The sequence below is a fragment of the Streptomyces sp. NPDC001157 genome, from assembly GCF_053598255.1.
Genome location: NZ_JBSFJW010000010.1, coordinates 77,302 through 96,895, shown reverse-complemented (window position 1 = coordinate 96,895; position 19,594 = coordinate 77,302). Strand labels below are relative to the sequence as shown.

At 70.7% G+C, this 19,594-nt stretch carries 16 protein-coding genes and 1 pseudogene; 6 read left to right on the top strand and 11 right to left on the bottom strand.

Annotated elements, in window-relative coordinates; translation table 11 throughout:
* Positions 1 to 123: 123 nt before the first annotated feature.
* From ACWDAG_RS20065 to ACWDAG_RS20055, 3 genes and pseudogenes are all read right to left on the bottom strand, one after another.
* Positions 124 to 243 (bottom strand): annotated as a pseudogene (locus ACWDAG_RS20065) (dihydrofolate reductase family protein); the annotation flags it as partial.
* A complete protein-coding gene (locus tag ACWDAG_RS20060) occupies positions 221 to 430 on the bottom strand; it encodes a hypothetical protein (RefSeq protein WP_450696929.1) in 210 nt (69 codons plus the stop codon). The pseudogene ACWDAG_RS20065 and the gene ACWDAG_RS20060, both read right to left, overlap by 23 nt.
* A gap of 132 nt (positions 431 to 562) precedes the next feature.
* Positions 563 to 1,609 (bottom strand): LacI family DNA-binding transcriptional regulator, encoded by a 1,047-nt coding sequence (locus ACWDAG_RS20055; protein ID WP_450696928.1) that lies wholly within the window; start codon positions 1,607 to 1,609, stop codon positions 563 to 565.
* Between the two features lie 316 nt (positions 1,610 to 1,925).
* Between ACWDAG_RS20055 and ACWDAG_RS20050 the strand changes: the two genes are divergently transcribed.
* The 3 genes from ACWDAG_RS20050 to ACWDAG_RS20040 are packed head-to-tail and all read left to right on the top strand — an operon-like array spanning position 1,926 to position 5,061.
* Positions 1,926 to 3,083 (top strand): Gfo/Idh/MocA family protein, encoded by a 1,158-nt coding sequence (locus ACWDAG_RS20050; RefSeq protein WP_450696927.1) that lies wholly within the window; start codon positions 1,926 to 1,928, stop codon positions 3,081 to 3,083.
* Positions 3,080 to 4,231 carry a dihydrodipicolinate synthase family protein gene (locus ACWDAG_RS20045; RefSeq protein WP_450696926.1) on the top strand — a complete coding sequence of 384 codons (1,152 nt, stop codon included), beginning with the start codon at positions 3,080 to 3,082 and terminating at the stop codon, positions 4,229 to 4,231. The genes ACWDAG_RS20050 and ACWDAG_RS20045 overlap by 4 nt, the downstream gene beginning before the upstream one ends.
* Positions 4,232 to 4,266: 35 nt before the next feature.
* Positions 4,267 to 5,061 (top strand): sugar phosphate isomerase/epimerase family protein, encoded by a 795-nt coding sequence (locus ACWDAG_RS20040; protein WP_450697062.1) that lies wholly within the window; start codon positions 4,267 to 4,269, stop codon positions 5,059 to 5,061.
* Positions 5,062 to 5,116: 55 nt separating this feature from the next.
* Here ACWDAG_RS20040 and ACWDAG_RS20035 read toward each other — a convergent pair whose 3' ends face one another.
* The 8 genes from ACWDAG_RS20035 to ACWDAG_RS20000 all read right to left on the bottom strand — a co-directional run bounded on the left by ACWDAG_RS20035 (position 5,117) and on the right by ACWDAG_RS20000 (position 15,190).
* A complete protein-coding gene (locus tag ACWDAG_RS20035; protein WP_450696925.1) occupies positions 5,117 to 6,463 on the bottom strand; it encodes a hypothetical protein in 1,347 nt (448 codons plus the stop codon).
* A 13-nt stretch (positions 6,464 to 6,476) separates the two neighbouring features.
* Positions 6,477 to 7,865, bottom strand: a complete 1,389-nt coding sequence (gene eccD / locus ACWDAG_RS20030; protein WP_450696924.1) for a type VII secretion integral membrane protein EccD — start codon at positions 7,863 to 7,865, stop codon at positions 6,477 to 6,479.
* Between the two features lie 167 nt (positions 7,866 to 8,032).
* Positions 8,033 to 8,923 (bottom strand): nuclear transport factor 2 family protein, encoded by an 891-nt coding sequence (locus ACWDAG_RS20025; protein ID WP_450696923.1) that lies wholly within the window; start codon positions 8,921 to 8,923, stop codon positions 8,033 to 8,035.
* Positions 8,924 to 9,271: 348 nt separating this feature from the next.
* On the bottom strand, positions 9,272 to 9,661 hold the full coding sequence (gene rbsD / locus ACWDAG_RS20020; RefSeq protein ID WP_450696922.1) for a D-ribose pyranase: 390 nt from the start codon (positions 9,659 to 9,661) through the stop codon (positions 9,272 to 9,274).
* Entirely contained in the window at positions 9,658 to 10,560 is a 903-nt protein-coding gene (locus tag ACWDAG_RS20015) for a ribokinase (protein ID WP_450696921.1), read from the bottom strand. The genes rbsD and ACWDAG_RS20015 overlap by 4 nt, the downstream gene beginning before the upstream one ends.
* Positions 10,561 to 10,693: 133 nt before the next feature.
* Positions 10,694 to 12,646, bottom strand: coding sequence for an ABC transporter permease/substrate-binding protein (locus tag ACWDAG_RS20010; protein ID WP_450696920.1), 1,953 nt, complete (start codon positions 12,644 to 12,646; stop codon positions 10,694 to 10,696).
* Positions 12,636 to 14,165: a sugar ABC transporter ATP-binding protein gene (locus ACWDAG_RS20005; RefSeq protein WP_450696919.1), complete on the bottom strand. Its 1,530-nt coding sequence runs from the start codon at positions 14,163 to 14,165 to the stop codon at positions 12,636 to 12,638. The genes ACWDAG_RS20010 and ACWDAG_RS20005 overlap by 11 nt, the downstream gene beginning before the upstream one ends.
* On the bottom strand, positions 14,162 to 15,190 hold the full coding sequence (locus tag ACWDAG_RS20000) for a LacI family DNA-binding transcriptional regulator (protein WP_450696918.1): 1,029 nt from the start codon (positions 15,188 to 15,190) through the stop codon (positions 14,162 to 14,164). The genes ACWDAG_RS20005 and ACWDAG_RS20000 overlap by 4 nt, the downstream gene beginning before the upstream one ends.
* 290 nt (positions 15,191 to 15,480) lie before the next feature.
* Here ACWDAG_RS20000 and ACWDAG_RS19995 point away from each other — a divergent pair, with 290 nt between their 5' ends.
* The 3 genes from ACWDAG_RS19995 to ACWDAG_RS19985 all read left to right on the top strand — a co-directional run bounded on the left by ACWDAG_RS19995 (position 15,481) and on the right by ACWDAG_RS19985 (position 19,559).
* On the top strand, positions 15,481 to 15,690 hold the full coding sequence (locus ACWDAG_RS19995; RefSeq protein ID WP_450696917.1) for a hypothetical protein: 210 nt from the start codon (positions 15,481 to 15,483) through the stop codon (positions 15,688 to 15,690).
* A 51-nt stretch (positions 15,691 to 15,741) separates the two neighbouring features.
* Entirely contained in the window at positions 15,742 to 18,006 is a 2,265-nt protein-coding gene (gene recD2 / locus ACWDAG_RS19990) for an SF1B family DNA helicase RecD2 (protein WP_450696916.1), read from the top strand.
* 263 nt (positions 18,007 to 18,269) lie between these two features.
* The gene (locus tag ACWDAG_RS19985) at positions 18,270 to 19,559 is read left to right on the top strand and encodes a citrate synthase (RefSeq protein ID WP_030934849.1); all 1,290 of its coding nucleotides are present in this window, start codon (positions 18,270 to 18,272) and stop codon (positions 19,557 to 19,559) included.
* Positions 19,560 to 19,594: the final 35 nt, after the last annotated feature.

Sequence of the window (19,594 nt, the reverse complement as noted above, 5' to 3'; positions counted from 1 at the left end):
TCCCGGATGGTCGTCCCGGATACTTGAACCAGATAGTTGACTCAGTCAGAGATACCGTCGGTCCGAGACTAGGACACCCGCACCCCCGTGGCTACCCTTCGTCGGCGACCGGCCGGTACGCGCTAGCCGCAGTTCGTCCACCAGTCCCTCGCCGATCAGGGTCCGCACGAGGGTGGGGCTGCCCATCATCGCCAGGTCGCCGCCGGGAGCGGCCCGTAGCTCACGGATCCCCGCGACGGCCTTCCTGGACGAAGAAGGGGTCGTCGGGCCAGCAGAGATGCGGATACATGCCGGTCGCCTCGGCCGACTTCATCAGCCGAGGCCACAACTCCACGATGTCGTCGGGCAGTTCCTCGGACACCCACACCTCAACAGCACCACGGGACTCGAACCGCCCGCTCGGCAGCCCATCGGGCAAGGGAAACACCATGGGCTGGCCTTCTCAGCCCGTCCGGCGTTTGAGGACAGGGCCCCTTCAGGGCCGTAAGCGGGGGTCTGGAGGCTGCAAGCCCCCAGCCGACGGCAACGACAACTCCGCGTGCCGATCCACGCGACGGCGCCCTCAGCCCCGCGGCACCCCGGAAGACCCCCGCACCATCAGCTCCCCCTGAACCGTAGCCATCCCCCCCGGCGGCGGCTCCTCCCGCCCCATGGCGATCCGCCCGGCCCGGGCCCCCGCCTCCGCCAGCGGCAACCGCACCGTCGTCAGCGCAGGCACCGCATCGACACTGAACGGCAGATCGTCGAACCCGGCGACCGACACGTCCTCGGGAATCCGCCGCCCCGACTCCCGCAGCGCGGCGCACGCCCCGAGCGCGACGGAGTCGTTCGCCGCGACGACCGCGGTGAGGGACGGGTCCCGGCGCAGCAGCTCCAGCGTCGCCTCGTACCCGGAGGTCCGGTCGTAGCGCCCCCACACCGTCGCGCGCGGATCCTCCTCGATCCCCGCCGCGGCCAGCGCCGCCCGGTGCCCCTCAAGACGGTGCCGCGTCGTCGTCCGCTCCTCGGGGCCCGCGATATAGCCCAGCCGCCGGTGCCCGAGCCCGATCAGGTGCTCGGTCAGCTGCTGCCCGCCCCCGCGGTTGTCGAAGGCCAGCGCGATCGCCCCGGTGCCCTCCGCCTGCGGCCGCCCGCACAGCACCACCCGCGTCCCCGCGTCCGTCAGCTTCCGCAGCTTCGCCGCGACGGCCGCCGCGTGCGGCTCGTTCTCCATCGCGCCGCCGGTCAGCACGACCGCTGCCGCCCGCTGCCGCTGCAGCAGGGTCAGATACGTCAGCTCACGCTCCGGCGAACCCCCCGTGTTGCAGACGACCGCAAGGCGCTCACCGCCGGCCCGGCCGCCCGGCCCCCCGATCTCCGACTGGATCGCGCTCGCCATGATCCCGAAGAAGGGGTCGGCGATGTCGTTGACGAGAATTCCGACCAGATCGGAAGTCGCCGCCGCCAGCGCGCTGGCCGGCCCGTTCAGCACGTAGTCCAGCTCGTCGACCGCCTTCAGCACCCGCTCACGGGTGGAGGCGGCGACGGGATAGTTCCCGTTCAGCACGCGCGACACCGTCGCGGGCGAGACCTGCGCGCGGGCCGCCACGTCCGCCAGGGTCACCGTCATCTCGTCGTCCTCCGGTCGCGCATTTCGTCGCGCATCTCTCGTACCTCGTCATACGTCCGTACCTCGGCGTACGTCCTCGTAGACAGGCCGCCCCAGGCCCCCGGTTCCGAGCACGTCGAGCAGACCTTACGGCCAGAACCCCCCACTGTTCGTCCCCTCGAACAACTCGAAGCGGTCACGGTCTTGTCCGGACCACCGCACAGAGGCTAACTTCTCCTTGTATAGAAAGCGCTTGCTGTGACGCTCATGAGTGGGGCCGACGCGGCGCACACCACCCGCGTACGACGCTGTGTACGACGCCTGCGAAGGGAATGACGTGACACGCAAGACGGTGCGTATCGCCATGAACGGCGTGACCGGGCGCATGGGCTACCGCCAGCACCTGGTCCGCTCCATCCTGGCCATCCGCGAACAGGGGGGCCTCGACCTCGGCGACGGCACGGTGCTGTGGCCGGAGCCGGTCCTGGTCGGCCGCCGCGAGCACGCGCTCAAGGCGCTCGCCGAGCAGCACGCTCTGGACCCGCAGCACATCTCGACCGACCTCGACGCGGTCCTTGCGGACCCGACCGTCGACATCTACTTCGACGCCCAGGTGACCTCGGCCCGCGAGGAGGCGATCAAGAAGGCGATCGCCGCGGGCAAGCACATCTACACCGAGAAGCCGACCGCGACCGGCCTGGAGGGCGCCCTGGAGCTGGCGCGCCTCGCGAACGCCGCCGGGATCAAGCACGGCGTCGTCCAGGACAAGCTCTTCCTCCCGGGCCTGCTGAAGCTCAAGCGCCTCATCGACGGCGGCTTCTTCGGCCGGATCCTCTCCATCCGCGGAGAGTTCGGCTACTGGGTCTTCGAGGGCGACTGGCAGACCGCCCAGCGCCCGTCCTGGAACTACCGCGCCGAGGACGGCGGCGGCATCGTCGTCGACATGTTCCCGCACTGGGAGTACGTGCTCCACGAGCTGTTCGGCCGCGTGAAGTCCGTCCAGGCCCTCGTCGCCACCCACATCCCGCAGCGCTGGGACGAGAACGACAAGCCCTACGACGCCACCGCCGACGACGCCGCCTACGGCATCTTCGAGCTCGACGGCGGCGCGATCGCCCAGATCAACTCCAGCTGGGCCGTCCGTGTCAACCGCGACGAACTCGTCGAGTTCCAGGTGGACGGCACCGAGGGATCCGCCGTCGCCGGCCTGCGCAACTGCCGCGTCCAGCACCGCAGCATGACCCCCAAGCCGGTCTGGAACCCCGACATCCCGGCCACCTACTCCTTCCGCGACCAGTGGCAGGAGATCCCCGACAACGACGAGTTCGACAACGGCTTCAAGGCCCAGTGGGAGCTGTTCCTCAAGCACGTCTACGCCGGTGCCGACTACCACTGGGACCTCCTCGCCGGCGCCCGCGGCGTCCAGCTCGCCGAGCTCGGCCTGAAGTCCTCGGCCCAGGGCGTCCGCGTCGACGTACCGGAGATCGCGCTGTGACCATCCAACTCCCGGACTTCAAGGGCGGGTTGAGGGCGTACGAGCCCCGCCCCGAGCCCCTCGCCGTCACTCCCGGCGCGCCCTTCACCTCTCGTACGGTCTTCTCGGCGGCACACGTCGTCGCCGACCCGTACGCCGATGTGTCGCCCGACTCGCCCGCCGCCGTCGACTGGGATGCCACCCTCGCCTTCCGCCGCCATCTGTGGTCCCACGGGCTCGGGGTCGCCGAGGCGATGGACACCGCCCAGCGCGGCATGGGCCTGGACTGGGCGGGTGCGGCCGAGCTGATCCGCCGCAGTGCCGCCGAGGCCAAGGCGGTCGGCGGCCGTATCGCCTGCGGCGTCGGCACGGACCAGATCACCGCCGGGTCTCTCGTGGAGGTCCGGACGGCCTACGAGGAGCAGCTCGCCCTCGTGGAGGAGTCCGGCGCGCAGGCCATCCTGATGGCGTCCCGCGCGCTCGCGGCGGCCGCGAACGGCCCCGAGGACTACCTCGACGTCTACGGCCACCTCCTGCGCCAGGCGTCCGAGCCGGTGATCCTGCACTGGCTCGGCCCGATGTTCGACCCGGCGCTGGAGGGCTACTGGGGCTCGTCCGACCTGGACGCGGCCACCGACACCTTCCTGGACGTCATCGCCGCGCACCCGGACAAGGTGGAGGGCATCAAGGTCTCCCTGCTGGACGCCCAGCGGGAGATCGACATCCGCCGCCGGCTGCCGCAGGGCGTCCGCTGCTACACGGGCGACGACTTCAACTACCCCGAGCTGATCGCGGGCGACGAGAAGGGCTTCAGTCACGCCCTGCTCGGCATCTTCGACCCGCTGGGCCCGCTGGCGGCCCAGGCGGTCCGGGTCCTGGACACGGGTGATGTGGCGGGCTTCCGTGGCCTGCTCGACCCGACCGTCGAGCTCTCCCGCCACCTCTTCCAGACCCCGACCCGCTTCTACAAGACGGGCGTGGTGTTCCTCGCCTGGCTGGCCGGCCACCAGTCGCACTTCACCATGGTCGGCGGCCTCCAGTCGGCCCGCTCCCTCCCGCACCTCGCCCGCGCCTACGAACTCGCCGACGGCCTGGGTCTGTTCCCGGACCCGAAGCTGGCGGAGGAACGGATGAAGAACCTTCTCGCCCTGTACGGAGTGACCCAGTGACGACCGGCGACCTCTCCCGCTTCTCCATCAACCAGATGACGGTGAAGCAGCTGTCGATCCCCGAACTGGTCGACGCCTGCCTGGAGCTGGGCGTACCGGGCGTGGGCCTGTGGCGCGAACCGGTCCGGTCCCACGGCGTGGAGGCGACGGCGAAGCTGATCCGCGACGCGGGTCTGACCGTCACCACCCTCTGCCGCGGCGGCTTCTTCACGGCGATCGACCCGGCCGAGCGCGCGGCCGCCCTGGACGACAACCGGCGTGCGATCGACGAGGCGGCGACCCTGGGGACCGACACGCTGGTGCTGGTCTCCGGCGGCCTGCCGACGGGTTCGAAGGACCTGCACGGCGCGAGGGAGCGGATCGCCGACGCGCTGGGGGAGCTCGGCCCGTACGCGGAGCAGCACGGCGTACGCCTGGCCATCGAGCCGCTCCACCCGATGTACGCCGCCGACCGCTGCGTGGTCTCGACGCTCAGCCAGGCGCTCGACCTCGCGGAACGCTTCCCGGCCCACCAGGTCGGCGTCACCGTCGACACGTACCACATCTGGTGGGACGACAGCGCGCCCGCACAGATCGCCCGCGCGGGTGCGGGCGGCCGTATCCACACCTTCCAACTCGCCGACTGGACCACGCCGTTGCCCGAGGGCGTGCTCACCGGCCGCGGACAGATCGGGGACGGCTCGATCGACATGCGGGAGTGGAAGGGGTACGTGGAGGAGGCCGGCTACACCGGCCCCATCGAGGTCGAGCTCTTCAACGACGGGCTGTGGGCCCGGGACGGCCGGGAAGTGCTGGCGGAGACGGCGCGGCGCTTCGTCGAACACACATGACCCGGTAGGCGGCCCTGCCCCACCCCGTCCGATCCGGGGTGGGGCACGGCATGGTTCATTGCGCGCGCACGGCCCGGTGCAGGGCCTCGGCCGCCAGCTGCATGGCCGAGTCCTGGGCGGCCCGGCCGAGCAGATCCGTGCGGATGGGGCCGCCGCCGGCCAGATGCCGGTCGTACGGCAGGACGACGACGGGAACGCCCGTCTCCTTCAGGTGAGCGGTGGCAGCCTTCACGTCGAGGATCATGTCGGGCGAACTCGCGGTGAGGGCCACCACGGTGGTCGAGAGCGCGGAGTGCGGCAACTGTCCGAGCCAGTCGAGGACTTGGCGGGTCCCGCCGACACCCTCCGCGGTCATGGGCGCGACGACCACCCGGGCGTGGGCGGTGTCCATCGCCGTCCGGGCGACGTCGCCGGGCAGCGTCTCGCAGTCGACGACCGTCACGGAGAAGTAGCGCCGCAGGGCGAGCGTCACGGTGCGGTACGTCCGTACGTCCAAGGGGGCGCCGACCTTGCCCTGGCTCCCGGGCAGCAGCCAGCCGCCGTCGGCCACGGGCACCAAGTACCCGGTCACATGGGTCAGTTGCATGGCCGGCGTCAGAATCCGGGCGAGGTCGGCGCACGACCATCGCACCGACTCCGCGCCCATCCGCACCGGAAGCGTGCCCAGCGCGGCGTCCGCCTCCAGCGTGAGCACCGGGTCGTGCCGGTAGTGGTTGAAGGTACGGCCGAGCAGCGCGGCGACGGTCGACTTGCCCACGCCCCCGCGGATGGAGGTCACGGCGATGACCCGCCCGGTGGCCACCGGCTGCTGCAACTCCCGTGCGATCCGCGTCTGTTCGGCCACGTCCTGCGAGACAGAGGTGGCCAGCCGACGCAGGGTACGGCCGGTGCGGTGGGCGAGTGAATCGCCGTGGTGGGGGCGGCCGAGGGCGAGCGCGAGGCGGGGGTCGAGAGTGGGGAGGCTCTCGGGGGTGGAGGAGGGGCGGGCCGGCGCCGAAGGGGCGGCGGGCGCGGGGACGGCGACCGTCGGCCCGGGGGCCGTGACGGGTGCGGTGGGGGCGGCCGCGGGAAGCGGGGGGACGACGGCCGCGGGGGGCTGGGGCGGGGCCGGGCTGTGCTGCGGAGCGGGAGCGGTGGTCGCAGGAGGCATGGGGCCGGCCGCGGGGGCGATCTGTCCCGCGCCGAGGACCAGCACCTCGTCCTGCGCCGAGTGCACGAGCCGCAGGGTGGGCTCGCCGCCGGGTCCGGCAGGAGCCGGGTCCGCCGCTACGACGGGTTCGCCCGAGGGCGCCGAAGTCGGCTGCGGCTCCGCCTGCCCGAGCTGGAACAGCGCATCGCGCCGCCAGTCATCGTCGTCGTCGCCGTGCCGCTCCTGCGCCCGCTCCTGTTCCCCGTGAACCATGCCGTCCCGTCCCCTAAGCGAAGGTGCCGAGCAGCCGCCCGTACACGCCGAAGACCCCGATGAGCAGCGGAAGGAGGGCGATGACACCGACGGACTCGAGCAGGTCTCCCGCCCGCCGCAGTCGTACCCGCACGTGCTCGGCGGGCCGTACGAAGAGCCCGGCGAGCGGCAGCACGGCCAGCGTCGCGAGCACGACCAGGGCGGGACCCGCTGTTCCGGACCGCTCCACCCACACCGCCAACAGCCGTACGGCCACCACGGCGGCGCCCGCCAGCAGCACCACAACCTCGGCGACCAGCGGGAAAGCCCGTGCCCGCAGGGCCACCACGACTGCGGTGAGGGCGGAGAGCAGCACGGTCCACACGCCGGGCGCACGCAGCGCCCACACCCCCGCCGCGGTCGCCGACACGGCGACGGTGACGGTGGCGAGCACCAGTCCGCGATGGGCGGCCGCCAGCGCCGCGGACGCCTGGTACCGGGTCACGGAAATCCCCCCGGCTCGTCGGCCGTCGAGCCCGGACAAACCGGAGGCCGTGAGGCCGAGCCTCGGCAGCACACCGAGGGCGACGACGGAGACGACGGCGACCAGCGCCCCCACCCGTGCCTGCTGCCCGGCGGTCCCTGCCCCCGACTGCAGGGCGACGACGCCCTCCCAGCCGAGGACGGCGCCGGCGACAGCACCCGCGCCGACCAGCCCAGCGCGCCCCAGCCGAGTGAAGAGGCCCAGCAGTACGAGCGTCACCGCACCCACCGCGGCCGGGCCACCCGCCTGCAGTGCACCGGACCAGTGGAGGCCGTCGGCGAGCGCGGAAACCCCGAGGGCACCGAGCACCCCGGCCGTGCAGATCAATGGGCCGGCGATCGCGCCCTGCCGCCTGCCACGCCCCAACAGGGCCCCGACAAGAGCGGTGACGGCAGCGAGCACGAGCAGCGCAGCCGCGACGACGGACGCGTCGTAGGCACTCCACGCGAACACCCCGCCCGCACCGGCCCACCCCACGGTCGCGGCCCCGGCGACGACGCGCCGCGACTCGGGCCCCCACCGCCACGCCCGCCCACCGGGATCTTCGGCGACCTCGTCCCTCACGTCATGCATGGCGGGCGCGGACGAAGCACCCTCGGCCGGCACGAGCCGCAGCACGGCACCGTCGCGGATCCCGGCGGACTCAAGACTGCCGTCATGACCGAGGGCGGACCCGTCCGCCGTCACGAGCTGCCGCAACTCGGGCCGCGCACCGACCCGGTCGTCCAGCACCCGCAGAATCTCGGGCAACAGGACCCCGACCGGCTCCCGAGCCGGCAACACGAGATCGACCCGACGCCGCTCCCCGACCAGGGTGACGCGACTCAGAACAACTGCGGACCCATCGGCCGCTGCACGACTCAAGGCCCCCGCAGACATCACGTATTCGAACCTATCACCGGGTGCAGACGGACCCGGTGGACGTACCGGCCCCCGCCCGAAGACTGCACGGAACCTTCGTAGGACGGCTGCACAGAACCCCCATACGGGAACTCGACCGCAGGTTGCCCGGCGAAGGGGGAACGGCGGCAGGACTCGCCGGGCGGCTACTGCCCGTCGGCGACGATGTCCCAGTGCTCGATGATCTTCCCGTCGACCACCCGGAAGATGTCCGCGACGGTGTAGTCGGAGCTGAAGACCCACACCAGGTCCCGGTCGGCAAGGGTGTTGCCGAACCGGGTGCTTGCCTGGGAAGCGCTGCCGGGAGAGGGGGTGCTCCGCGTGCCCTGCTGCAGCAGCCGCTTCAGCGCGTCTGTTCCGTTCGCGATCGCCGGGTTGTGCTGGTAGTACCGCGGATCCCAGCTCGTGCGGAGTACGTTCACGTCACCGTCGGAGAGCTTGCGGTAGGCCTCGACCGCGAACTTCCGGTTCTTCTCCTCCTGCGCCTCGGTCAGGGCCGGTGCCCCCTTCGGGTACCGGTACACGTCGCTGAACAGGGAGTTCCCGTTGGCCGTCTTCGCCGGTACCGTCTGCGTGATGCCCCAGTGCTCGACCAGCTTGCCGTTGCTGACCCGGTACAGGTCGGCCTTGGCTTCGCCGGTCGCCTCGTTCGCCGGGGTGGCCGACGCCTGCCAGTGCACGGCCACCAGGTCACCGTCGGCGGCCACGTGCTTGACGGTCGCCACGGCACCGGGGATCTTCGCCTTGAGGTTCTCGAACTCCGTGATCTGCCCCTGGGCTCCGCCGGGCACGGACTTGTCGTGCTGCACGTAGTCGGTGGCGACGAGCTCCTTCACCGTGGCGGTCCTGTTCTGATTGAACGCCTCCGAGTACAGGCGCAGCACGAGCGACTTGTTCCGCTCCTCGGAGGCCGAAGACGAGCGGGCAGCGGCGGACGTCGTCGCGGGAGAGGCCGGGGCGGTGCCGGTCGTGCTGCTGCAGGCGGTCGCGACGCAGGCCACGGCAGCAAGCCAGGGCAGAGTCGTCCGGTGTCTCATTCGAGTCTCCTGTGTGCGGTCAGCTGTTCGATGTCGGTCGGGGTCCGGCGCGCGGTCTTGAACCGCACCTCCATCCCAGCGCGACTCCCGGAGGCACTCACTCCGCCGACCAGCGGGAACACCCCCGCCGACTGGCCGGATGCCGGTCATCCGAAAAAATCTCAAGACACCGTGCAACCCTCCCCCCACCCCGCGGGTCGTACTTGGCATCAGGACTTCTCGGAGGGGGATCTGGGGGGATCGCGGGGGTTCTGATGTCGGAGGGGAAAAGCCGAGGGGGCCCGGTCGACCGACCGGGCCCCCTCGAATTTCGTCCGCATCCCGACGGGGTGGGAGCAAAGGGCGGGATCAGAAGAAGACCCCGCATCTCAGCAGCACATTCGCGTACGGCCGTGCCTCCCCGGTGCGCACGATCAGCCGCGCTCCGGCCGACAGTTCCTTGAGCTGCTCGTGCGGGACCAGCTCCAGATCGGGGAACTCGCTCTCCAGCAGGCCGGCGGCCGCCGGATTCGCCTCACGCACCTCCTTCGCAGCCGTGGCCCCCTCCACCACCAGCTCGGCCAGCAGGCCGTCCAGCACCACGGCGAAGGACGGCACCCCGGCCCGGAAGGCGAGGTCGACCACCCGCGGCCCGTCCGGTATCGGCATGCCCGCGTCGCACACCAGCACCCCGTCCCCGTGGCCCAGTTCGGCGAGGGCGCCGGAGAGATGACGGTTCAGGATTCCCGCCTTCTTCACAGGGCCTCGACCTCCTCGGCCGTCGGGAACGACACCTGCGCGCCCTCCTTGGTGACGGCGGCCGCACCGACCCGGGCCGCGTACGCCGCGGCCTCCGCGAGAGACGCCCCCGACCCCAGCCGGAATGCCAGCGCCGCCGTGAACGCGTCGCCTGCACCCGTCGTGTCCACCGCGTCCACCTTCACCGCAGGCACCCGCGTCACCCCCGCCGACGAAGCCACCAGCGCACCCTCCGCGCCCAGGGTGACCACGACCGAGCGCGGGCCCTTGGCGAGCAGCAGGCGCGCCCAGTCCTCCGGGCGGTCCGAGACGTATGCGTCGCCGAGGACGACCTTCGCCTCGTGCTCGTTGACGATCAGCGGGTCGCAGACCGCGAGCACCTCGGGCGGCAGCGGCCGCGGCGGGGACGGGTTCAGTACGAAGCGGTTGTCCGGCGCCAGGTTCCGTACGACCTCCACTACGGACTCCAGCGGGATCTCCAGTTGCGTCGAGACCACCCGAGAGGCCAGGAACAGGCTCGCGGCGGTCCGGACGTCCTCGGGGGTCAGCCGGCCGTTCGCGCCCGGCGACACCACGATGCTGTTGTCCCCGGAAGGGTCGACGGTGATGAGCGCGACCCCCGTCGGCGCCCCGCCCACCAGCACGCCCACCGTGTCGACGCCGGCCGCCCGCTGCGAGTCGAGGAGCAGCCTGCCGTACGAGTCGTCGCCGACCCGGGCCAGCAGGACCGTACGGGCCCCGAGGCGGGCGGCGGCGACGGCCTGGTTCGCGCCCTTGCCGCCCGGGTGGACGGCCAGGTCGGAGCCGAGCACCGTCTCGCCGGCGCCCGGCCGCCGCTCGACGCCGATCACCAGGTCGGCGTTGGCGGATCCCACGACCAGCAGGTCGTAGTCGTACATCGAATGACTCCCCTGAGAGATGACGAGAGATGACGTGAGGCGGGCCGTCGTCGCCACCGGGCAGCCACCCGAGCAACCCCCGGCACCCTGGTGGCAACGACCGCCCGCCCATTCCCCTTTGCCGGTCGCGTCGTCAGCCGCTGAAGCCGGCCACGTTCTCCTTCGTGACCACCTTCACCGGCACCATCACCGATTTCGTGACCTTCTTGCCCTCGGCGACCCGCACTGCGTTCTGTACCGCGATTCTGCCGAGTTCCGTCGGCTGCTGGGCCACCGACGCGTAAAGCGTGCCCGCCTTGACGGCGCTGAGGCCGTCCGGGGTGCCGTCGAAGCCGATGACGGCGACCGACTTGCCGGCCTTGCCGCCCAGGGCCTTGATCGCGCCCAGTGCCATCTCGTCGTTCTCGGCGAAGACGCCGTCGATGTCGGGGTGGGCCTGCAGGAGGTTCGTCATCACGTCCAGGCCTTTCGTACGGTCCCAGTCGGCGGGCTGCTCGGCCACGACCCTGATGCCCGGGTAGGCCTTGAGACCCTCGGTGAAACCGGCCCCGCGCTCACGGCTGGCGGAGGTGCCCGCCTGGCCCTGCAGCACCACGATGGTGCCCTTGCCGCCGAGCCGGTCCGCGAGGGACTTGGCGGCGAGCCTGCCGCCGGTGACGTTGTCGGAGGCGACGAGGGCGGCGGTGTCCGCGTTGTTGACGGCCCGGTCGACGGCGACGAGCGGGATGCCCGACTTGTTGACGGCCTTCGCCGCCGGCGTCACCGCGTCGGAGTCCACCGCGTTGACGATGATCGTGCCGAGGCCCTCGCTGGTGAAGTTCTGCAGCTGGTTGGCCTGCTGGGAGGCGTCGTTCTGCGCGTCGGTGACGGTCAGGTCGACGCCCAGCTTCTTCGCCTCTTCCTGCGCCCCGGCGCGTATCTGCACGAAGAAGGGGTTGTTGAGGGTCGACAGGGCCAGACCGATCTTCTGGTCCTTCGCCGCCGACGAGCCGCTGTGCAGGAAGGACATGGCTCCGACGACGGCCGCCGCGACCACGGCGGCGAGCACGTACGTCGCGGCCTGCTTCCCCTTGCCGCCGCCGGACGCACCGGCCGCCACCGGAGTCGCCCCCGCCTTGCGCCGCACCGTGTCGAGCAGCACCGCCAGCGCGATCACGACGCCGATGACGACCTGCTGCCAGAAGGCGGACACGGACAGGAGGTTGAGGCCGTTGCGCAGCACCGCCAGGATCAGCGCACCGATCAGCGTGCCGGACGCCTTGCCCGTACCGCCGGCCAGTGAGGCGCCGCCGATGACGACCGCCGCGATGGCGTCCAGCTCGTAGCCCTGCGCGGCCTGCGGCTGCGCGGAGGACAGCCGGGCGGCGAGCACGATGCCCGCGGCCGCCGCGAACAGCCCGGAGAAGGCGTAGATCGCGAGCTTCTGCCTCTTCACGCGCAGGCCCGACAGACGCGCCGCCTCCTCGTTGCCGCCGATCGCGTACATCGAGCGGCCGATGTACGTCCGGCCCAGGACGAACTCCGTGATCAGGCCCATGACGACCATGACCAGCACCGGCACCGGCAGCCATCCGCCGAGCGTGTCGCCGAGGTGCGAGACCGAGCCGGGGAAGGCGATGGGGGAGCCCTGCGAGATCACCAGGGACAGACCGCGGCCCACCGACAGCATGGCGAGCGTCGCGATGAACGGCGGCAGCTTGCCGTACGAGATCAGGAAGCCGTTGACCAGGCCGCAGGCGATGCCCGTCGCGACCGCCAGAAGTACGGCCACGGCGACGGGGAGGCCCTGTGAAGTGGCGCTCCAGGCGAGCACGGTGGCGGACAGGGCGGCCACCGAGCCCACCGACAGGTCGATGCCCGCCGAGACGATCACGAAGGTGACGCCGAAGGCGAGGATGGCGGTGACGGCCGCCTGGACGCCGACGTTCAGCAGGTTGTCGGTCGTCATGAAGTCGCCGGACAGTGCCGACATGGCGATGACGAGGACGATCAGTGCGGTCAGCGCGCCGTTGTCGAGCAGGAGGCGGCGCAGGCCGCCCGTTGCGCCACTCGCGCCCGTCGCGCTCTTGAGCGTGTCAGTGGCCACGGGAGGCCTCCGTTCCGGTCTTCTGGTTGGTGGGGTTGCTTACGGCGAGTGCCATGACGGCGTCCTGGGTGGCTTCCTCGGCCGCGAGTTCGCCCGCGATCCGGCCCTGGGCCATCACCAGCACCCGGTCGCTCATGCCGAGGACCTCCGGGAGATCGCTGGAGATCATCAGTACGGCGGCGCCCGCGGCCGTGAGTTCGTTGATCAGCTGGTAGATCTCGACCTTGGCGCCGACGTCGATGCCGCGCGTCGGCTCGTCGAGGATCAGCACCTTGGTGTCGGCGAGGAGCCACTTGCCGATGACGACCTTCTGCTGGTTGCCGCCGGACAACGTCCGCACCTGCTGGCCGAGTCCGGCCATCCGCACCCCGAGCTGCCCCGCGACCCGGGCGGCGGCCTCGCGCTGCCCCTTGAGATCGACGAGCCCCGCGCGCGTGGCCTTCCGCAGCGTCACCAGGCCGAGGTTCTCCTCGACCGACGCGTCCAGGACCAGGCCCTGGCCCTTGCGGTCCTCGGGGATCAGACCGATCCCGGCCGCCATGGCGGCGTTGACGTCGCCCCGCCGCACCTCGGCCCCGGCGACCTTCACGGCCCCCTTGTCGTACGGGTCGGCGCCGAACACGGCGCGCACCACCTCCGTACGGCCCGCTCCGACGAGGCCCGCGATACCGACGACCTCACCGGCGTGCACCTGGAAGCCGACGTCGTGGAAGACGCCGTCACGCGTGAGGCCCTCCACGGTCAGCAACGCGGCGCCCGCGTCGGCCCGTTCACGCGGGTACTGCTGCTCGATCGAACGGCCCACCATGAGGCGTACGAGCTCGTCCTCGGGCGTGACGGCGGGGACCTCCCCGACGCTCTTCCCGTCCCGGATCACGGTGACGCGGTCGCCCAGCGCGGCGATCTCCTCCAGGTGATGCGTGATGAAGACGATCCCGACGCCGTCCTCGCGCAGCTTGCGCACGATCGCGAAGAGCTTCTCGACCTCCTCGGAGGTGAGCACGGCGGTCGGCTCGTCCATGATCAGCACGCGGGCGTCCAGGCTCAGCGCCTTCGCGATCTCGACCATCTGGAGGCGCGCGATGCCGAGTTCGCGTACACGCGCGCGTGGCGACACGTTCACGCCCACGCGCGCGAGGAGGACTTCGGCGTCCGCCTCCATCGTCCTGCGGTCGATCATCCCGAAGCGGCGCGGCTGCCGCCCCAGGAAGATGTTCTCGGCGACCGTCAGGTCGGGGACGAGGTTGAACTCCTGGTAGATGGTGGCGATCCCGAGGCGCTCGGAGTCCTGCGCACCATGGATGCGCACCTCCTCGCCGCCGACCAGGATCCGCCCGGCGTCGGGGGTGTAGGCACCGGAGAGCATCTTGATCAGCGTGCTCTTGCCCGCGCCGTTCTCACCGAGCAGCACATGCACCTCGCCCCGGCGCAGATCGAAGTCGACGCCGTCCAGCGCGACCACGCCCGGGAAGGTCTTCCGTATGCCCTCGATGCGCAGCAACTCGTCCGGGTTGCTCACGACTGGCTCCTGTTCGTTACGGGGTTCTCGGCGGGGTCTTCGCCGCACGAGCGGCGTACGACGAGACGGGCGGCGAGGGTGACGGACCGTGCGGGCCGCCCCTCGATGCGGTCGACCAGGGCCCGTACGGCGGCCCGGCCCAGCTCGCCCGTGGGCTGGGCGACCGCGGTGATCGGCGGATCGGTGTGCACGAACCACGGGATGTCGTCGAAGGCGGCCAGCGCGAGGTCCTCGGGAACGCGCAAGCCACGCGCGCGTACGGCGTCCAGCGCACCGAGCGCCATCAGGTTGTCGGCGGCGAACACGACCTCGGGCGGCTCGGGCAGGTCGAGGAAGCCCTCGGTGACCCGTCGCCCGCTCTCGGCCTGGAAGTCGCCCTGCCCGATGTAGGCCTCGGGAAGGTCGAGCCCGTACGCGCCGAGCGCCTGCCGGAAGGCCTCCACGCGCTCCCGTCCGGTGGTGGTGGCCGCGGGGCCCGAGATGATGGCCAGCCTGCGGTGCCCCAGCCCGTGCAGATGCGCGACGAGATCGCGTACGGCGGCCCGCCCGTCCGCCCGCACCACCGGCACGTCGACGCCCGGGATCCACCGGTCCACGAACACCATCGGCGTCCCCGCCCGCGCGGCGTCCAGCATCAGCGGCGAGCCGCCGTCGGTGGGGGAGACCAGCAGTCCGTCGATACGGCGGTCCAGCAGGTTCCGTACGTGATGGTCCTGCAGGTCGGGCCGCTCGTCGGCGTTGCCGATGATGACGCTGTAGCCGAGCGCGCGGGCCTCCTCCTCGACACAGCGGGCCAGTTCGGTGAAGTAGGGGTTCATCACGTCGCTGATGACCAGGCCGAGGGTGTGGGTCTGGTCGGTGCGCAGGGAACGGGCGACGGCGTTCGGGCGGTAGCCCAGCGCCTCGACGGCGGCCAGCACGCGCGTGCGTGCGTCCGCGCTGACCGACGGATGGTCGTTCAGGACGCGCGAGACCGTGGCGACGGAGACGCCCGCCTCGGCAGCGACGTCCTTGATGCTCGCCATCGCCGCTCCACCTCCTTGTGGATCGTTCGTATGGTCGACGGTCGTGGAATCGATTACATCGACGTGTACGGAGGATTGGAATCGATTACACCAGTGTTAATCAAGCCCTCAACCATGTCCCGAGACCGGATCGTGATGAGCGGTCGGCTCGCGCGCCGAGCCGAAGGGGTGGGGGCGGGCGGGCCGGGCCGCACTCCCTGGCAGTGCTCCTGGTGCCTCGTTTCCCGCGCGTTCCGCCCGGAGAGTGTTCAGTCACCGGCCCATCCGCACAGCGATGAAGCGAGGCTCCCATGCCCTACATGCGGCACCGGCTGACCATCCTCACCCTGTCCGTCGTCGCGATCCTCTCCGCAGTCCTGGTCGGCAGCAGTCCGGCCTCGGCCCAGGAGGTGGAAGGCAAGGTGTGCACGGACGGAAGCGCAAGCGTCGAGGCCGGCGGGATCCAGCTCGGAACCGGGCGCGGCGCGCAGGACGACTGCGTCAGGTTCAGCGTCGGGTGAGCGACTGGACGGCCGGACCCGGCTGTCGGTGCCGGGCGGTAGCGTCGGATCATGTCCAATCTGGCGGAGAACCCGGCACAGCCGGGGGAGCGGCGACTGGCCGTGCTCGAAGGCGTCCTGGAGCGGATCACGTACGCCAACGAGGAGAACGGCTACACGGTCGCCCGGGTCGACACCGGCAGAGGAGCCGGCGACCTGCTCACGGTCGTCGGCGCGCTGCTCGGCGCCCAGGTCGGCGAATCACTGCGCATGGAGGGCCGTTGGGGCTCCCACCCCCAGTACGGCAAGCAGTTCACCGTCGAGAACTACACGACGGTGCTCCCGGCCACCGTCCAGGGCATCCGCCGCTATCTCGGCTCGGGGCTCGTCAAGGGCATCGGGCCCGTCTTCGCCGACCGCATCACCCAGCATTTCGGCCTGGACACCCTGCAGATCATCGAGGAGGAGCCGAAGCGCCTCATCGAGGTGCCCGGTCTCGGCCCGAAGCGGACGAAGAAGATCGCGGATGCCTGGGAGGAGCAGAAGGCGATCAAGGAGGTCATGCTCTTCCTCCAGACCGTCGAGGTGTCCACCTCCATCGCCGTGCGCATCTACAAGAAGTACGGCGACGCCTCGATCTCCGTCGTCAAGAACCAGCCGTACCGCCTCGCGGCCGACGTCTGGGGCATCGGCTTCCTGACCGCCGACAAGATCGCCCAGTCCGTCGGCATCCCGCACGACAGCCCGGAGCGCGTGAAGGCAGGCCTGCAGTACGCGCTGTCGCAGGCCACCGACCAGGGCAACTGCTACCTCCCCGAGGAACGGTTGATCGCCGACGCGGTGAAGCTGCTCCAGGTCGACACCGGCCTGGTCATCGAGTGCCTCGCCGAACTCGCCCAGCCGCCCGAGGACGGTGAGGACCCCGGTGTCGTACGGGAGAAGGTGCCAGGACCGGACGGCGGGGAGCCGGTGACGGCCGTGTACCTCGTCCCCTTCCACCGCGCCGAACTCTCCCTCTCCGCCCAGCTGTTGCGTCTGCTGCGCACCGACGAGGACCGGATGCCCGGCTTCCACGACGTGGCCTGGGACAAGGCACTGGCCTGGCTGAAGGACCGTACGGGCGCGGACCTCGCTCCCGAGCAGGAGGCCGCCGTCAAGCTGGCGCTGACCAAGAAGGTCGCCGTGCTGACCGGCGGCCCCGGCTGCGGCAAGTCCTTCACGGTCCGCTCGATCGTGGAGCTGGCCCGAGCCAAGAAGGCGAAGGTCGTCCTGGCCGCCCCCACCGGCCGCGCCGCCAAGCGCCTGGCCGAGCTCACCGGAGCCGAGGCCTCCACCGTCCACCGGCTGCTGGAGCTGAAGCCCGGCGGTGACGCGGCATACGACAAGGACCGCCCGCTCGACGCGGACCTGGTGGTCGTCGACGAGGCCTCCATGCTGGATCTGCTGCTCGCCAACAAACTGGTGAAGGCCATCCCGCCGGGCGCCCACCTCCTCTTCGTCGGGGACGTGGACCAACTGCCCAGCGTGGGCGCCGGCGAGGTGCTCCGCGACCTGCTCGCCGACGGCAGCCCGATCCCCGCCGTGCGCCTCACGCGCGTGTTCCGCCAGGCCCAGCAGTCGGGGGTGGTGACGAACGCGCACCGGATCAACGCCGGGCACCACCCGGTCACCGACGGCATGAAGGACTTCTTCCTCTTCGTCGAGGACGACACGGAGGAGGCCGGGCGGCTCACCGTGGACGTGGCCGCCCGTCGAATTCCGGCCAAGTTCGGACTCGACCCGCGCCGGGACGTGCAGGTCCTCGCGCCCATGCACCGCGGCCCGGCCGGCGCCGGCACGCTCAACGGCCTGCTCCAGCAGGCCATCACCCCGGGCCGCCCCGAGGTGCCGGAGAAGCGGTTCGGCGGCCGGGTCTTCCGGGTCGGCGACAAGGTCACCCAGATTCGCAACAATTACGAGAAGGGCAAGAACGGTGTCTTCAACGGCACCGTCGGCGTGGTCACCTCGCTCGACCCGGTCGACCAGCGGCTGACGGTGCTGACGGACGAGGACGAGGAGGTTCCGTACGAGTTCGACGAACTGGACGAGCTGGCCCACGCGTACGCGGTCACCATTCACCGCTCCCAGGGGAGTGAATATCCCGCCGTGGTGATCCCGGTCACCACCGGAGCCTGGATGATGCTGCAGCGGAACCTGCTGTACACGGCGGTGACCCGGGCCAAGAAGCTGGTCGTCCTGGTCGGTTCGCGCAAGGCGATCGGCCAGGCGGTGCGCACGGTGTCGGCGGGGCGGCGCTGCACGGCACTCGACTTCCGGCTCTCGCCGAGACCTCTGTGAGAGGCCCCCGCGACCCCTGTGCGGCCCCGCCGAGTCGGGTTTGAGACAGGCATCACGAAAAATGATCGATCAAATGAGTCGTGAAGGTCACATAGCACTTCCGGATGGGGAATCAAGGGGGCAGGATGAGCAAGTTGGCGGCACTCAGTGCCGTCAATAGGCCCGATGGTCGACCCCGAGTGCACTCTCCTGAGCCAATTGGGGGATGGTAGAGACAGTCAGGGCAACCTCGAAGATGAGGCACTACGTCGGTGAGGGAAGACGTGAGCGACAACTCTGTAGTACTGCGGTACGGCGACGGCGAGTACACCTACCCGGTGATCGACAGCACCGTCGGCGACAAGGGCTTCGACATCGGGAAGCTCCGCGCCCAGACCGGTCTGGTGACGCTGGACAGCGGTTACGGCAACACCGCCGCCTATAAATCCGCCATCACCTACCTCGACGGCGAGGCGGGCATCCTCCGGTACCGCGGCTACCCGATCGAGCAGCTGGCGGAGCGCTCCACCTTCCTGGAGGTCGCCTACCTGCTGATCAACGGCGAGCTCCCGACCGTCGACGAGCTCTCGGTGTTCAAGAACGACATCACGCAGCACACCCTGCTGCACGAGGACGTCAAGAACTTCTACAAGGGCTTCCCGCGCGACGCCCACCCGATGGCCATGCTGTCCTCGGTCGTCTCGGCGCTGTCCACGTTCTACCAGGACAGCCACAACCCGTTCGACGAGAAGCAGCGCAACCTCTCGACGATCCGCCTGCTCGCCAAGCTTCCGACGATCGCGGCGTACGCGTACAAGAAGTCGATCGGCCACCCGTTCGTCTACCCGCGCAACGACCTCGGCTACGTCGAGAACTTCCTGCGCATGACCTTCTCGGTCCCGGCGCAGGAGTACGACCTCGACCCGGTCGTCGTCGCCGCCCTGGACAAGCTGCTGATCCTGCACGCGGACCACGAGCAGAACTGTTCGACGTCCACGGTCCGCCTGGTCGGCTCCTCGCAGGCGAACATGTTCGCGTCGATCTCGGCCGGCATCAACGCCTTGTGGGGCCCGCTGCACGGCGGCGCCAACCAGTCCGTCCTGGAGATGCTCGAGGGCATCCAGGCCAACGGCGGCGATGTCGACTCCTTCATCCGCAAGGTGAAGAACAAGGAGGACGGCGTCCGCCTGATGGGCTTCGGCCACCGGGTGTACAAGTCCTTCGACCCGCGCGCGAAGATCATCAAGGCGGCGGCGCACGACGTCCTCTCGGCACTCGGCAAGTCCGACGAGCTGCTGGACATCGCGCTCAAGCTGGAGGAGCACGCGCTCTCGGACGACTACTTCGTCCAGCGCAATCTCTACCCGAACGTGGACTTCTACACCGGCCTGATCTACCGCGCCATGGGCTTCCCGACCGAGATGTTCACGGTCCTGTTCGCCCTCGGCCGCCTCCCGGGCTGGATCGCCCAGTGGCACGAGATGATCAAGGAGCCGGGCTCCCGCATCGGCCGCCCGCGCCAGATCTACACGGGCGTGGTGGAGCGGGACTTCGTCCCGGTCGAGGAGCGCTGAGCTCTGCCGGTGGGGGAGTCGCTCGCCTAGGTGGG